The sequence below is a fragment of the Microbacterium sp. Be9 genome, assembly GCF_011754135.1.
Lineage (GTDB): Bacteria > Actinomycetota > Actinomycetes > Actinomycetales > Microbacteriaceae > Microbacterium > Microbacterium maritypicum_A.
In genome coordinates this window covers 148670-162826 of the sequence record NZ_WNWT01000003.1, presented here as the reverse complement: position 1 = coordinate 162826, position 14157 = coordinate 148670, and the positions used below count along the sequence as shown (strand labels likewise).

Here is a 14157-nt window from a genome sequence, read left to right as displayed (position 1 = left end):
ACGACTTGGAGTTCGTCGAGTTGGTCACGTCGGTAGTGCTTGCGGGCTGATCCGTGCAGTTCAGGCAACGTGTGCCCACTCGCGCACCGCGGCGCGAATCGCCTCAGAGCGCGTGGCGATGCCCTCGGCCTCAGCGCGCGCCGTCAGGGCAGCGATGGTGGTTGCGTCGAGCCGGACCGGAATTACCACGCCGGGCCCATCGCCCACGGTCGGTCGACCTCGACGCGGCTTGGGAAGTGTCGACAGGTCATAGCCGGCCTCGGCCTCATCTGCCCACGCCTGGATCTGCTCGTCGGTCACGGGCCTGCCGTTCAACAGGTGCTCGCTCATGCCATTGGCGTATACGAAAATCACCGATTTGTGTATACGAACAAGAAGCCGTCGCGGCCCCGCACCGCGGATCAGCCTCCGAAGTCCCGAAAGCCGTCGGTCGATAGGCTTCGGCCATGTTGGTTCGAAGAGCGACAACAGCAGACATCGATCGGCTCAGCGCCCTCAACGCCGGGGTCCAACTGCTACACGCGGAGGGGAGACCCGATCTTTTCAGAGAGCCAGAACCGGAGGCGCTGCGTGCGTTCCTCGCCGAGCAGCTAGCTGAGGGTGCGATCGTCCTCATCGCGGACGTGGACGGCGCGGTCGGCGGCTACATACTCGCCGAGGTCAACGCGCGACCTGCGAATCCGTTCCGTCACGCGTCCAAGAGCCTGTATGTGCACCACATCGCTGTCGACCCCGGCCAACGGCGACAAGGCGTCGGTCAGCAACTGATGGACGCTGCCGTCGCCATCGGGCGCGCAGAGGACGTAGATGCGGTGAGACTCGATTCGTGGTCGTTCAACCACGACGCGCACACGTTCTTCGAGGCAATGGGGTTCACTCCGATCAACGTGGTCTTCGAGCGGCGTCTTCGCTAGTCGGCCGAAGCCGAAGGATCCCCGTTCCGCCGCACTGTCGGCCGGTCGAGGACCGTGTTGTCCCAGACCCAGGTCGCCCGCTCCTGCGGTCGGGCCTCCGCGACGTACAGACGCTGCCCACCGACGTACCGGCGGTTGGACGGCGCCTCCGGATCGGGGTCGTGGCTCCCCGGGAATCGGGCGTTGCCCCGGGGGACGCTGACCTCGAACGGCGCATGGACCCAGACCGTGGCATCCCACACGGCGGCGATTTCGGGGCGCTGGAGAAAGATCCCGTCGACGAGGACGACCCCCGTCGGAGGGACGGCGATCGGTGCAGGGTCGACGGGTTCGTCACGACCGACGTCCCAGACAGCCGGCGTGATCGCCCCGTGCGCGCGCAGGGAATCGACGACACAGGCGCGGAACGCGTCGTATCGGTAGGAACCGGAGTAGAAGCCCTCCGGTCCTGTGCCCGCTGCGATGCGCTCGGCCTTCGGGCGATGGAATCCGTCGATGCTCACGCCGACGACCGGCCGGCCTTCGCGTCGTCGAGCCTGTGCTGAGAGTTCGTGAGAGAGATGCGTCTTCCCTGCGCCGTCGAAGCCGTCGAGCGCCACCAGGATCCGATCGTCTGGACGGAGACTCTCGATCTCGTCCCAGAGCTGCGACAGCACTGCCGAGCGTGATTGCGTGGTGCGCACGGGCCCGGTCAGCCGCCGATCGCGTTCATCCCGCGGGCCGGCTGCAGGAAGGAGGGGTCGTCGATCGCGTGCCCCGGCAGCTTGCCGTGCACGCACGAGCGCAGCAATGTGGCGATCTCGTCGGCGCGCTCCCCCGGCGCAGCGGCCGACTCACCGCGCAGCAGCCCGGTCAGGTCGTACTCGGCGAGTGAGAAGAGGCAGTTGCGCAGCTGGCCGTCGGCCGTCAGCCGCAGGCGGTCGCAGGCGCCGCAGAACGGGGCCGTGACCGAGGCGATCACACCGACCTCATGCGGGCCGCCGTCGATCCGCCACTTCTCGGCGGGTGCGCCTCCCCGCCCCTCGACCGGATCGAGACGCCAGCGTTCCCCGAGCGACGCGAGGATCTCCTCGCGCGTGACCATCGAGGCCCGGTCCCAGGTGTGTCCGGCGTCGAGCGGCATCTGCTCGATGAATCGCAGTTGCGCGCCGACGCTCATCGCGAACTCCACGAGGTCGACCAGCTCGTCGTCGTTGACGCCGCGCATCGCGACCGCGTTGAGCTTGAGCGGGCGGAGCTCGGATGCCGCAGCCGCAGCGATGCCCTCGAACACATCGTCGAGGCGGTCGCGCCTGGTCAGGTCGGCGAAGCGCTGACGATCGACCGTGTCGATGCTGATGTTGAGGCGAGTGAGCCCGGCATCGATCAGGGCCGGGAGCTTCTGGGCGAGGCTGATGCCGTTGGTGGTCATCGCGACCTCGACGGGGCCCTCCTCCCCCTCGATGCGGGAGATTCGCCTCACCACCTCGACGATGTCGGTCCGCAGCAGCGGCTCGCCGCCGGTGAGCCGGAAGGTGCGTATGCCGAGGGCCGCGGCCACTTCGGCCACCTCGACGATCTCGTCGGTGGAGAGGATGCTCGTGCGGGCGAGCCACTCGTTGCCCTGCTCGGGCATGCAGTACGTGCAGCGCAGGGAGCAGCGATCGGTGAGCGAGATGCGCAGATCGCGATGCACCCGGCCGTGCGTGTCGACGAGACCTCCGCCGATTCCTGCGAGAGAGGCGGCCTGCGGAGACGGATCGACGCGCGGCGCGCGCACACCGATCACGACCGGTACGGCCGCCATGGCGCTTCCCCACTCCCCGTCATCTTTTGAGAGTAACCCGCGACGACCGGGGCAGGGCCGGTTTCGTGGCGACGACCGGCAGATTGCCAGTGTCCGGAAGCGTCGGCGGCGACTTCGTCAGAGCACGGGCACGAAGCTCACGTGCGCGGGGTCTACCCGCAGGTGGACCGCATCTCCCGGCGCGAGCACGGCAGCGTCGGCGAGGGAGACATCGACGGCGCATCCCGCGGTCTGCACGCGCACACCGGCGAGGGTGGGCTCGAGTCGCGTGACCTCGGTGCGCCAGGCATCCGGATCCGCGGCGTCGACGACGCGCACGTGCTCGGGGCGGAAGACCGCAGCGAGAGGGGTGCCGTCGACTGCGGCGAGCGCGAGCGAGCCGGCATCCGTGGTCGTGAGGTGCAGATCTCCGTTCCGCCAGGCGCCGCCCGCAGCGACCCCCGCCACGCGATTGACCCCCGCGATCGACGCGACGAACTCGGAAGCCGGAGCCGACAGGACGGCGCGCACCGGTCCGCTCTGTGTGACCCGACCGGCCTCGATGATCACGAGCCGCTCCGCCAGTGCGACGGCATCCGCGGCATCGTGCGTGACCGCGATCGTGGTGATCCCGGCCAGCTGATCACGCAACATCTGTCGGATGTCGCCGGCCGTCGCCGGGTCGAGCGCCACCAGCGGCTCGTCGAGCAGCACCGCGCGCGGGGACGCGGCGAGCGCCCGGGCGACCGCGACGCGTTGCCCCTCCCCGCCGGAGAGCTCGCGGGGCATCCGTCCGCCGGCACCGCGGAGTCCCACGCGCGCGAGCCATTCGTCCGCAAGGTCGCGTGCCGAGCCGGCATCCGCCCCGGCAGCTCGGGGGCCGAAGGCCACGTTCTCGCGCACCGAGAGATGCGGGAACAGCCGTGCATCCTGTCCCAGCAGCACGATGCCCCGATTCATCGGCGTGGTCCGCACGCGGGGCGCGGACACGCGGTCGACCACGCGTCCCGCGACGTCGATCTGCCCGGCGGTCAGTGGCTCGAGTCCCGCGAGGGCCTGCAGCAGCGTCGACTTTCCCGCGCCGCTCGGTCCCATGACGGCGACCGTCTCGCCGACTGCGGCCTGCACGGCGACCTCGACGGCGAAGTGCTCGCGCTCGACCACGATGTCGGCGCGCAGTCCCGGTTCGACGGCGGCGCGGCGCTCGGCCGGCAGACCGTTCGCCAGGGTCATCGCGCCGCCCCCGGTCGCCAGCCGCGCACGAGCAGCAGCACGATGATCGCGGTGGCGAGCAGCAGCAGGGCGAGGGCGACCGCCGTGCCCTGCGACACTCCGGCACCGTTGAACGCGGTGTAGATCGCGAGCGGCATCGTCTGGGTGACTCCCGGCCGGTTCCCGGCGAACAGCGCCGTCGCGCCGAACTCGCCGATGGCCCGCGCGAAGCACAGCACGACGCCGGCGACGATGCCCGGCGCGGCGAGCGGCAGGGTGATGCGGCGCAGGATCGTCCATCGTCCGGCTCCGAGCGCTGCCGCTGTGCGCTCGTAGTCGACGCCCGAGGTGCGCACCGCGCCTTCGACGGCCAGCACCAGGAAGGGCAGGGCGACGAATGTCTGTGCCAGCACGACAGCCGGGGTGCTGAACGACAGGCCGAGCCCGCCGAGCCACCCCGCGCGCCCGAACAGGTAGAGCAGCGCGACGCCGCCCACCATGGGGGGCAGCACCAGCGGCACCGTGACGATGGCACGCAGCACCGCGGCCAGGCGGGGCCCGGAGCGGGCGATGTAGAGCGCGAGCGGCACCCCGACGACGATGCACAGCACGGTGGCCAGCAGGCCCGTGCACAGCGAAAGCAGGAGCGCCGAGAGCGCAGCCTCCGACGTCACATCGGCGAAGAAGGTCGACCACTGCACCCGCGCCACGAGTGCGGTCAGCGGCAGGATGAGGAACGACAGTCCGATGAGGGCCGGAACAGCGAGCGCGCGCGGAGCGTATCCACGTGCGCCGGTCACGCTCACGGGGCCCCGAAGCCGAAGTCCGCCAGGATCTTCTGACCCGCGTCCGACAGCACGAACGTCACGAACGCATCGGCCGCCTCGGCGTTCGGCGCATCGGACAGCGCGGCGATCGGGTAGTGGTTGACGACCTCGTCCGCACCCTCGGGCACGATCACCTCGACATCGTCGCGACCGATCACATCGGTGGCGTACACGAGTCCGGCATCGGCCTCGGAGGCGGCGACCTTCGTGAGCACGGCCGTGACGTTCTGCTCGAGACTGGCGGCGTCGACCGTCACGCCCCCCGTCGAGAGCAGTTTCGCGGAAGCCGCACCGCACGGCACCTCGGGCGCACACAGCACCGTGGTCACGTCGGCGAGATCGGAGAGGGTCTCCACCTCGCCCGGGTTGCCCGCCGGCACCGCGATCACAAGGGTGTTGGAGGCGAACAGCGTCGGATCGACCGCCACATCCGCCGCCTTGTCCATGTTCGCCTCGTCGGCGGACGCGAATACGTCGGCCGGTGCTCCTTCGAGGATCTGCGTGACGAGGGTCGACGAGCCGTCGTAGACGGGTGTGAACCGCACGTCGGGGTTCTCGGCGGTGAACGCCTCGCCGATCGCATCAAAAGCCCCGCTGAGCGATGCGGCGGCATAGACCGTGAGCTCTCCGCTCACACCGCTCTTCTCCGCCGACGGCGAGGGCGAGGCGGTGCTCTCGGTGGCGCCCGCACAGCCGGTGAGGGCGAGTGCGGCCGCGGCGAGGACGGCGGCGAGGACGGCGGCGGCGCGGAGCGTGCGGTTCATGTCACCCTTTCGGTACTTCGACCACGACCTGGGTCGCCTTGACGGAGGCGGTGGCGAGCGCGCCGACCCCGAGGTGCAGTTCGCGCGCGGCCTCGGCAGACATCAGCGAGACCACGCGATGAGGACCGGATTGGATGTCGACCTGCGCCATCAGCCCGTCGATCTGCACCCGGGTGACGATTCCCACGAAGCGGTTGCGCGCGCTGGAGAGCACATCTCCGGCACTCTTCGCCTCCTCCGCGAGCGCGACGGCCCGTTCCGCGACGGCATCGCCGGGGATCTCGGCGGGCACGGCATCGGTGACCGGAAGCAGCCCCTGTTCGATCCAACGCCGGACGGTGTCGTCGCTCACGCCGAGCAGCTGCGCTGCGCGAGCGATCCGATACGTCTGCATGGAGAGAATCTACCGCAGAAGCGGAGATTTTCCTCGAAAATCTCCGAGTCTGCAATGATCCATACCCCTTCCGCTCCGCACGTCGACAGACCGTTCCCGTGTCCCCCGAATGGCCGATAGCGCGTGCGGCAGGGGTCGGCCAAGATGAGTGTCACCATGACGGCACCGAATCCACCGGCGGACGACCTCTCCGAGTTCGCTGAACTGATGTCCCACGAGCAGGAGTTCCTCTCCCCCCGTGATCAGATCGATCCGGAGGTGCGCCGAAAGCGCAGGCGGCGGGGGCTCATCATCACCGGGGCCTGCATCTTCCTGCTGCTGGCTGCCGCCGGTGGCTACATCGGGTGGGCGCTCACCGCGCCCGTGGATCCGCCGGCGGTGACCACGCAGACGCCGCAGGTCCCGGCCGTCGATGCGGCGGCGATCACCACGCCACCGGCGGGTGCGTCAGCGATCAGCATCGCCGGCGCGGACGCCTATCTGGGCGAGGGGGCGAGTGGCATCTGGTCGTCGAGCGGGACCGGCGAACCCCTGCCCATCGCGAGCATCACCAAGCTCATCACCGCACTCGTCATCCTCGACGCGTCGCCGCTCGCCTCCGTCGATGACCCCGGTCCCACCATCACGTTCGGCAAGGCCGACCACGACCTCTACGACCGGTACTACGTGCAGGGCGCCACGATCGCGCCGATGCCCACCGGCACGTCGATGTCGCTGCGCGATGCCCTGGCGGCCATGCTGATCCCCTCGGCGAGCAACTATGCCGAGGCGCTGTCGTCGCACGTCTTCGGGTCGCAGAGCGCGTTCCTCGGCGCGACGCGGGATTGGCTCGCCGCCCAAGGACTGACCGGCACGACCATCACCGAACCCACCGGCATCAGCCCGCGCAACACGAGCACGCCTGTCGATCTCGTGGCCATCGGAAAGCTCGCCGCCGCGAACCCGGTGATCGCCCAGATCGTCGCCACCCCGTCGATCACGCTCCCCGGAGCGGGCCTGCTCTACAACACCAACGGCCTTCTCGGCACCAGCGGGATCACGGGACTGAAGACCGGCACCCTCGGCGAAGGCACCTACAGCCTGCTGTACACGGCCACCCTCGTCGTGGGCACCACCGATCCGCTGGCCGTGACCGGCGTGATCCTCGGTGGGTCGTCACGCGATTCGGTGAACGCCGGTGTGCTCGCCGCCCTGGACGGTGTCCGCGCCGGCTTCCACGAGGTGCCCGTCGCCACCCCCGACCAGGAGGTCGGGACGATCTCGACGCCGTGGGGCTCCTCCGCCCGCCTGGTCATCGGCGAGGCGGCGTCGATCTTCACGTGGTCGGACACGCCGATCACCGTGACGATGGACATCGAGACGCCGCCGACCTATCGGGACGGCTCCACCGTGGGCACCGTCACCTGGACCGCCGGCCCGAACACGGTCACCGCTCCGGTCGAGATCAAGGGGAGCATCGAGCAGCCGTCCGAGTGGTGGCGCCTCACCCACCCGTCGCAGCTCGGTTCGATCGCAGACGCTCGACGCTGAGACCGATCGCCAGGATGCTGACCAGCACCCAGGCGACAGCACCGCACCACACCGCGAGCGTGCCGACGGCGACCAGCTCCCCGACGCCTGCGGCCCTGCCGAGGGCGATGGTCGCGGTGGCGTACATGCCGATCGGGAAGACGATGCTCCACCACCCCACGGTGAACAGACGCGCGCCCGGACGCGTGCGGAGATCGCGGATGCCGAGCCCCACGAGGAACGGGATGAGGAACGTTCCGAACGACCAGAGCGCCATCGCCACGACGGTGACCGCTCCCTCCGTGCCGGGGAGGACGGCGGAGTCTGCCGTCAGCAGACGCGCGGCGGCCAGTGCGGAGATCGCGGTCGATCCCGTCAGCACCCATGCGGTCGGCGCGACGTCGATCGCAGCGATCTCCTGGCCGAGCAGCCGCACCGTCACCGCCGCCATGAGAAGCAGATACAGAACGATCCCCAGGCACCAGAGCGCGAACGCCGCAAGGCCCAGCAGGGGGTGCCCTCCGGCGGTCGCGCTCGTCAGGACCGACAGCGACTGGGTGGCGACGACGAGGAGGAACCACCCGCCGTCGACCGTGCGGAGCAGGGGCCGCCGGGAAGCGTGCGTGACGAGCCACGGCAGCATCCCGTACGTCAGAAGCGCCCAGAGCAGCGCTTCCAGGGCGAGGGCGACGGGGAGGATCCCCTCGGCCCCGAGCGACGCACCCAAGGTGGCGGTGACCCCGGTCGCCGCCACGATCGTGAAGAACCCGAATGCGCGGCCCGGGTCACCGGCGTCACGGAGCACGGCGGCCGGCGCCAGGAGCACGCGCGCGACGGTGGCGATCAGCAGGAGCGCATACCCGCCGACGGCGAGCACGTACGCCACGGCCCCGATCGGGGACAGTCCGATCGCGACGAAAGAGGTGCCGACGATGCCGGTCGCCATCACGAAGGAGAATCCCGCGGGCGGAAGCCGTTCGATCATCGTGCGCACGGACATCACTCAGATCGACCGCCGGTACTCCTGCGGCATGCGGGCGAGGGTCCCCTGCTCCGCGCCCGTCTTCTCGCCGCAGTCCACCATCCGACACCTCTCGAAGATCGTCACCGATGTCGGCCGCGGTACCGCGCGCCTCTGCAGTCGAGGATGTCAGAACATCCGCCGCGGCACGATCAGGCGAGCCGCGACGTCGCGACCCGACGGGCATACGCTGAGTCCATGCAGCCTCTCGTCGCCCCCGCTCCCGTGCTGGAGCCGGAAGAACTCGTCCGCACGGCGCGGCACGCGGTGCTCGCCGGCATCGGCGAGGAGGGACAGCGCCGCCTCAACGCCGCTCACGTCACGATCGTCGGCGCGGGCGGACTCGGATCCCCTGTGCTCCTCGCCCTGGCCGCCGCCGGGGTCGGATCGCTCACGGTGATCGACGACGACGTGGTGGAGCTCACCAATCTGCAGCGTCAGCTCGCGCACCGGGTGGAGGACATCGGGACGCGCAAGACCGCATCGGCCGCACGCGCCATCACCGCCCTCGCCCCGCACACCGTCGTGACCCCGGCCCCCGAGCGCCTGGATGCGTCCAATGCCGAGCGCCTGCTCACGGGCGCCCACGTGGTGGTCGACACGAGCGACACGTTCGCGACCCGTCGTGAGGTGGCCGCCGCCTGCGAAGCGCTCGGACTTCCCCTCGTGTGGGGAGCTGTGCAGGAGTGGCACGCGCAGGCCACGGTCTTCTGGTCGGACCCGCCCGCGGGAGAGCCGGTCGTGCTCGCCGACCTCTTCCCGGTCGGCACCGAGGGCGAACCCCCCAGCTGCGCCCAGGTCGGTGTGCTCGGCGCCCTGTGCGTGCAGGTCGGCGGGATGCTCGCCGGCGAGGTGATCAAACTCGTGACGGGCGCAGGCGAGCCGCTGCTCGGACGACTCGCGATGGTCGATGCGCTCACGTCCCGGCAGCACGAGATCGTGATCCGCCCGGCAACCGCCACGACCCCGGAGGCCACCGCGGGGGCCCGCGCATGACCGGCCGCCGCACGGTCGAGGAACAGCTCGCGCGCGTGCTCGATGCCGTCCACGTCATCGAGCACGAGACACGGCCGGTGGCGGCTGCCGCGGGGCGCACGCTCACCGCTGCCGCAGCCGCCGCCCACGACATCCCCCTGTTCGACAACTCCGCCATGGACGGCTTCGCGGTACGACGTGCGGATGTCGCCGACGCGTCCGAGGAGAATCCGGTCACCCTGCGCGTGGTCGCCGACCTGCCCGCCGGAGTCGCCCTCGACCCTGCGCTCGGCGTCGGCGAAGCCGCACGCATCATGACCGGCTCGCCCACCCCCACCGATGCCGACGTGATCGTGCCCTTCGAGGACACGGCCGGCGGTCTCGCCGACTCCCTCGGCGAGGTGACGGTGCTGCACGCCCCGGCCAAGCCCGGAGTGTTCGTGCGCCGACGCGGAGCCGACCTGCGCGCCGGCGACGAAGTCGTGCACGCCGGCGAGCGCCTCGGACCCTTCCAGCTCGCCGCCGCAGTCGCGGCCGGCATCGTCGAGGTCTCGGTGACGCGGGCTCCGCGCGTGGCCGTGGTGTCGACGGGCAGCGAACTGCTCGCGCCGGGCGAAGCCCCCGCCCGCGGACGCATCCCCGACTCGAACGGTCCCCTGCTCGAACAGCTGGTCGCCGCAGCCGACGCCGAGGTGGTGCTGGTCGCGCGGGTTCCCGACGAGGCCGACGCCGTCCGAGCCGTGACCGCCGAGGCCGTCGCGCGCGGAGCCGATGTGATCGTGTTCACCGGCGGCGTGAGCGCGGGCGCCTACGAGCCGGTGCGTGGGGCCTTCGACGGCGGCGGACAGGTCGAATTCGCCGCGGTGGCCATGCAACCGGGCAAACCGCAGGCCTTCGGGGTGCTCGAGAACGGGTCTCTGGTATTCGGACTGCCGGGCAACCCCGTGAGCGTGGCGGTGTCGTTCGAGGTGTTCGTGCGCCCCGCCCTGCTCGCGATGCAGGGGCGCTCCGCGATCCACCGACTGCGCGCCGCGTTCACCGCCGACGCATCATGGACGCCGCCGCCGGGCCGACGCCAGTACCTTCCCGCCGTCGTCGACCTCGCGGCCCGCACCGTCCGCCCGGCCACCGCCGGCGGATCGGGATCGCACCTCGCGGGCGGACTCGCCCGTGCGCACGCGTTCGCGATCGTGCCGGCCGAGGTCGAGACCGTGGCCGTGGGCGACGTCATCGATGTCATGCTGGTCGGATGAGCTTTCCTCACCTGGACGCGGTGGGCCGCGCGCACATGGTCGACGTGACCGCGAAGCAGCCGACCGTGCGCACCGCGACGGCCCGAGGCTTCGTCCGCTGCAGCCCCGACGTGATCACCGCCCTCCGCGATGGCACCGTGCCGAAGGGCGACGTGCTCGCCGTGGCACGCATCGCGGGCATCCAGGCGGCCAAGTCCACCCCCGCGCTGCTGCCGCTGGCACACGTGATCGGCGTGCATCGGGCGAGCGTCGACCTCGAGATCGTCGACGACGGCGTGCGCATCGAGGCGACGGTGGGCACCGCCGACCGCACCGGTGTCGAGATGGAGGCGCTGACGGCCGTGTCGGTCACCGCCCTCGCGATCGTCGACATGATCAAGGGCGTCGACCGCACCGTCGTGATCGAAGACGTGCGGATCGTGGCGAAGTCGGGCGGCCGTTCCGGCGACTGGGTCCGTCCGGGCGAAGCAGACCCCGGAGACCCCCGATGACGCGGGTGCGCTACTTCGCCGCTGCTGCGGAGGCTGCGGGAACCGACGTCGAGGAGCGCGGGGAGCGGTCACTCGTCGCCCTGCGCGCGGCGGTCGTCGCCGAGCATCCGGCCCTCGTCGACATCCTGCCGCGCTGCGCGGTGCTCGTCGACGGGGTGCGCACCGACGGCGACCTCGCCCTCGACGACGCGGACCTCATCGACGTGCTCCCGCCCTTCGCGGGTGGATGACCACACGCCACCTGCAGGAACGCTGGCCGCTTGCAGGACCGATGACCGGCGTTTCCTCCTGCACGCGGCAAGAGCTCATGCAGATGGCGCGTCAGGAGCGACGGCTGCCCCTGCGGCTCAGCCGCCGATGCCCTTCCACGACGACGTCCCGTCGACCTCGAGCTGACGCTTCCAGACGGGGAGGTCGCTCTTGATCGCCTCGATGACCGCCCGGCACACCTCGAAAGCCTCGGCACGGTGTTCGGAGGCGACCGCGATCACCACGGCCGCATCGCCCACGTCGAGCCGTCCGATGCGATGGCTCACGGCCACCACGGCGGGGGCTTCCGCGCCGGCACCGGCCTGCTCGGCGATCCGCCGCAGCGTCGCCTCCGCATCGGGGTGAGCGCTGTACTCCAGCCCGACCACGGGTGTCTCGGCGTCGGGGTCGTTGTCGCGCACCCGCCCGACGAAGGTCGTCACGGCCCCCAGTCGAGGATCTTCGACCGCGGCGAGGTGCGCGTCGAGATCGAGTCGCTCCTCCGATACCGCTGCGATGCGCACGTCGTTCATGAGTGGTCTCCGCCCTTCACCTGATCCAGGATGTGCCCGGCGACGCCGAGCACCACGGGGACGCCGGAGGCGACGGCCCGCGGCGAACCGGGAAGGTTCACGACGAGCGTGCCGTCAGGATCGACGATGCCGGCGAGCCCGCGTGACAGCACGGACAGCGGGGTGTCGGCGAGTCCGCTGCGACGCAGCTCCTCGGCGATCCCGGGGATCTCTCGGGTGATCACGCGCCGCGTCCCCTCGGGCGTCAGGTCACGCGGACCGACACCGGTTCCCCCGGTCGTCACCACCAGCCGGATGCCGCGGGCGACGGCCCGGCGCAGAGCGTCCGCCACCGAACCCGCGCCATCGGCGACGATCTCGGCGTCGGGACAGTGCCATCCGGCATCGCGGAGCAGGCCCACGGCGATCGGACCTCCGCGATCCTCGCGCTCTCCGGAGAATGATCGGTCCGAGACGGTGATCACGAGTGCGGGGAGCGGGCCCATGGCTCCCACACTAGGCCCGAGCCGCCGACCGCGCACGGCTCTCAGTTGACCCGGATGAGTGAACGCTGCCAGCCCGACGAACCGTTCGGTGCGATCGGCGCACGCTCCTGGATCTGCAGATCGCCGTTCTTGTTGATCGCACGCACGGCGACGTAGTGCGTGCCGGGCGTGGCATCCCACTCCATGAACCACTGCACCCAGGTGTCGTCGTTGATCGGGGTCGACAGCGTCGCCGGCATCCAGTCCCCGTCGTCGATGCTGACCTCCACGCGCTCGATACCGACCGACTGCGCCCAGGCGACTCCGGCGATCGGGATCTTCCCGGCGTCGACCGCCTCGCCGATCTTGGGGGTGTCGACGCGCGAGGCGAACTTGATCGGGGCCTCCGCGCTGTAGCCCCGGGGAGTCCAGTACGCCTCGTCCTGGGCGAAGGTGGTGACCTTGAGCTCGGTGAGCCACTTGGTCGCCGACACGTATCCGTAGAGGCCGGGCACGACCATCCGCACCGGGAATCCGTGCTCGAGGGGCAGGGGTTCACCGTTCATCCCGACGGCGAGGATCGCGTCGAGGTCGTCGTCCGTCAACGCCGAGAGCGGCGTGCTCGCGGTGTAGCCGTCGACGCTGCGTGAGAGCACCATGTCGGCACCGGACTTCACTCCCGCCTTCTTGAGCACGTCGCGCAACGGCACCCCCAGCCACTTCGCGTTGCCGACGAGCTCACCGCCGACCTCGTTGGAGACGCACGTGAGCGTGATCGCGTACTCGTCGAGGCCCATGTCGAGGATGTCCTGGAAGCTCATCTCCACACGCTGGTCGACCATCCCGTCGATCACCAGACGCCAGGTGTCCGGATCGATCGAGGGCACCGTGAGTGCGGTGTCGACGCGATAGAAGTCCTTGTTCGGGGTGAACAGCTTGCTGAGCCCGGGGATGTCGAGCTCGGCGCCCTGCGGCACGGTCACCGTGGTCTTCGGGGAGGGCAGCTTGAGCGCACCGCGGATCGCTTCGACCGACGACACCGCCATGCTCACGGTGCGGGCGGTGATGCCCACGACCAGTGCGGATGCCCCGGCGAGCGCGGCGAGGACGAAGAAGCGGCGGCGGTCGATTCCGGGGCGGACGGACTCTCCCTCGTCGTCGGCACGGAGGATCTCGTCTCCAGCGGTCGACGTGTCGCTCTTCCGTTCGCTCTCGACGCCGACGACGGAATCCCTCCATCCGCGCAGGCGACGGCACAGGAGCACGAGGACCAACGACCCCACGACGGTTCCCAGGACCGGGGGCAGGAAGGCGAGCGGAGCGACGGCGGCCCGGGTCACGATCGCCGCGGTCGAGAGCGCACCCGCGATCACGAGAGCGATCACGCCGAGCGGCGGCCGTACGAACTGCAGGATGCCGGCGATCGCCGAGGCGATCACCACGGCCAGTCCGAGGCCGGCGAGCAGGGCGATCTTGTCGTATTCGCCGAACGTGGCGATCGCGAACTCCTTGAAGGGCTGCGGCACGATGTCGATCACGAACCCGCCCACGGCGAGGATCGGACTGGCTGCGCGCGCGAAGAGCAGTGCGAACAGCTCGGCCGTGGCGAGGAAGACGCCCCCGCCGATCACGCCCGCGAGGGCGGCCCAGACGAGGAACCTCTTGCCACTGCGGCGCTGCACCATGGTCGTCTCCTGTCCGACGTCACGTCGACACCGTCGCCGGTGTGATCCCCCGTTGTTCGGAGCGGAACCACGATCGGATGGGACTATCCCGCGGCAGACGG

The 14157-nt window shown here is 70.5% G+C and carries 17 protein-coding genes; 6 read left to right on the top strand and 11 right to left on the bottom strand.

Going from position 1 to position 14157, the window contains the following annotated elements; translation table 11 throughout:
- Positions 1–60 precede the first annotated feature (60 nt).
- A complete protein-coding gene (locus tag GLO27_RS03615; RefSeq protein ID WP_021199260.1) occupies positions 61–330 on the bottom strand; it encodes a ribbon-helix-helix protein, CopG family in 270 nt (89 codons plus the stop codon).
- Positions 331–446: 116 nt separating this feature from the next.
- On the opposite strand from GLO27_RS03615, the gene GLO27_RS03610 reads away from it, so the two are divergent.
- Entirely contained in the window at positions 447–914 is a 468-nt protein-coding gene (locus tag GLO27_RS03610) for a GNAT family N-acetyltransferase (protein ID WP_021199261.1), read from the top strand.
- Here the strand turns inward: GLO27_RS03610 and GLO27_RS03605 are convergent.
- The 6 genes from GLO27_RS03605 to GLO27_RS03580 form a co-directional block, all read right to left on the bottom strand.
- On the bottom strand, positions 911–1597 hold the full coding sequence (locus GLO27_RS03605; RefSeq protein WP_021199262.1) for a hypothetical protein: 687 nt from the start codon (positions 1595–1597) through the stop codon (positions 911–913). The two genes, GLO27_RS03610 and GLO27_RS03605, sit on opposite strands and share 4 nt — an antisense overlap.
- Positions 1598–1605: 8 nt before the next feature.
- Positions 1606–2700 (bottom strand): GTP 3',8-cyclase MoaA, encoded by a 1095-nt coding sequence (gene moaA / locus GLO27_RS03600; protein WP_136023950.1) that lies wholly within the window; start codon positions 2698–2700, stop codon positions 1606–1608.
- A 117-nt stretch (positions 2701–2817) separates the two neighbouring features.
- The gene (locus GLO27_RS03595; RefSeq protein WP_167253647.1) at positions 2818–3912 is read right to left on the bottom strand and encodes an ABC transporter ATP-binding protein; all 1095 of its coding nucleotides are present in this window, start codon (positions 3910–3912) and stop codon (positions 2818–2820) included.
- Positions 3909–4691: a molybdate ABC transporter permease subunit gene (gene modB / locus GLO27_RS03590; protein ID WP_167253762.1), complete on the bottom strand. Its 783-nt coding sequence runs from the start codon at positions 4689–4691 to the stop codon at positions 3909–3911. Before modB ends, GLO27_RS03595 begins: the two co-directional genes overlap by 4 nt.
- A gap of 2 nt (positions 4692–4693) precedes the next feature.
- Positions 4694–5482, bottom strand: a complete 789-nt coding sequence (gene modA / locus GLO27_RS03585; RefSeq protein WP_167253645.1) for a molybdate ABC transporter substrate-binding protein — start codon at positions 5480–5482, stop codon at positions 4694–4696.
- Between the two features lies 1 nt (position 5483).
- Complete coding sequence (locus GLO27_RS03580) at positions 5484–5876, bottom strand: TOBE domain-containing protein (protein WP_021199267.1); 393 nt, start codon at positions 5874–5876, stop codon at positions 5484–5486.
- Positions 5877–6032: 156 nt separating this feature from the next.
- Between GLO27_RS03580 and GLO27_RS03575 the strand changes: the two genes are divergently transcribed.
- Positions 6033–7406 (top strand): D-alanyl-D-alanine carboxypeptidase, encoded by a 1374-nt coding sequence (locus tag GLO27_RS03575; RefSeq protein ID WP_167253643.1) that lies wholly within the window; start codon positions 6033–6035, stop codon positions 7404–7406.
- Here GLO27_RS03575 and GLO27_RS03570 read toward each other — a convergent pair.
- On the bottom strand, positions 7360–8385 hold the full coding sequence (locus GLO27_RS03570) for a tellurite resistance/C4-dicarboxylate transporter family protein (RefSeq protein ID WP_167253641.1): 1026 nt from the start codon (positions 8383–8385) through the stop codon (positions 7360–7362). The two genes, GLO27_RS03575 and GLO27_RS03570, sit on opposite strands and share 47 nt — an antisense overlap.
- Before the next feature lie 219 nt (positions 8386–8604).
- Here GLO27_RS03570 and GLO27_RS03565 point away from each other — a divergent pair, with 219 nt between their 5' ends.
- The 4 genes from GLO27_RS03565 to GLO27_RS03550 are packed head-to-tail and all read left to right on the top strand — an operon-like array spanning position 8605 to position 11355.
- The gene (locus GLO27_RS03565; protein ID WP_029265097.1) at positions 8605–9402 is read left to right on the top strand and encodes a HesA/MoeB/ThiF family protein; all 798 of its coding nucleotides are present in this window, start codon (positions 8605–8607) and stop codon (positions 9400–9402) included.
- The gene (gene glp, locus GLO27_RS03560) at positions 9399–10634 is read left to right on the top strand and encodes a gephyrin-like molybdotransferase Glp (protein WP_167253639.1); all 1236 of its coding nucleotides are present in this window, start codon (positions 9399–9401) and stop codon (positions 10632–10634) included. Before GLO27_RS03565 ends, glp begins: the two co-directional genes overlap by 4 nt.
- The gene (moaC, locus tag GLO27_RS03555; protein ID WP_167253637.1) at positions 10631–11125 is read left to right on the top strand and encodes a cyclic pyranopterin monophosphate synthase MoaC; all 495 of its coding nucleotides are present in this window, start codon (positions 10631–10633) and stop codon (positions 11123–11125) included. The genes glp and moaC overlap by 4 nt, the downstream gene beginning before the upstream one ends.
- Positions 11122–11355 carry a MoaD/ThiS family protein gene (locus GLO27_RS03550; protein WP_029265098.1) on the top strand — a complete coding sequence of 78 codons (234 nt, stop codon included), beginning with the start codon at positions 11122–11124 and terminating at the stop codon, positions 11353–11355. Before moaC ends, GLO27_RS03550 begins: the two co-directional genes overlap by 4 nt.
- Positions 11356–11472: 117 nt before the next feature.
- Here GLO27_RS03550 and GLO27_RS03545 read toward each other — a convergent pair whose 3' ends face one another.
- The 3 genes from GLO27_RS03545 to GLO27_RS03535 are packed head-to-tail and all read right to left on the bottom strand — an operon-like array spanning position 11473 to position 14056.
- On the bottom strand, positions 11473–11907 hold the full coding sequence (locus GLO27_RS03545; RefSeq protein ID WP_029260055.1) for a molybdenum cofactor biosynthesis protein MoaE: 435 nt from the start codon (positions 11905–11907) through the stop codon (positions 11473–11475).
- Positions 11904–12392 carry a MogA/MoaB family molybdenum cofactor biosynthesis protein gene (locus tag GLO27_RS03540; RefSeq protein WP_029260056.1) on the bottom strand — a complete coding sequence of 163 codons (489 nt, stop codon included), beginning with the start codon at positions 12390–12392 and terminating at the stop codon, positions 11904–11906. Before GLO27_RS03540 ends, GLO27_RS03545 begins: the two co-directional genes overlap by 4 nt.
- Before the next feature lie 41 nt (positions 12393–12433).
- Positions 12434–14056 (bottom strand): molybdopterin-dependent oxidoreductase, encoded by a 1623-nt coding sequence (locus GLO27_RS03535; protein ID WP_167253635.1) that lies wholly within the window; start codon positions 14054–14056, stop codon positions 12434–12436.
- Positions 14057–14157 lie beyond the last annotated feature (101 nt).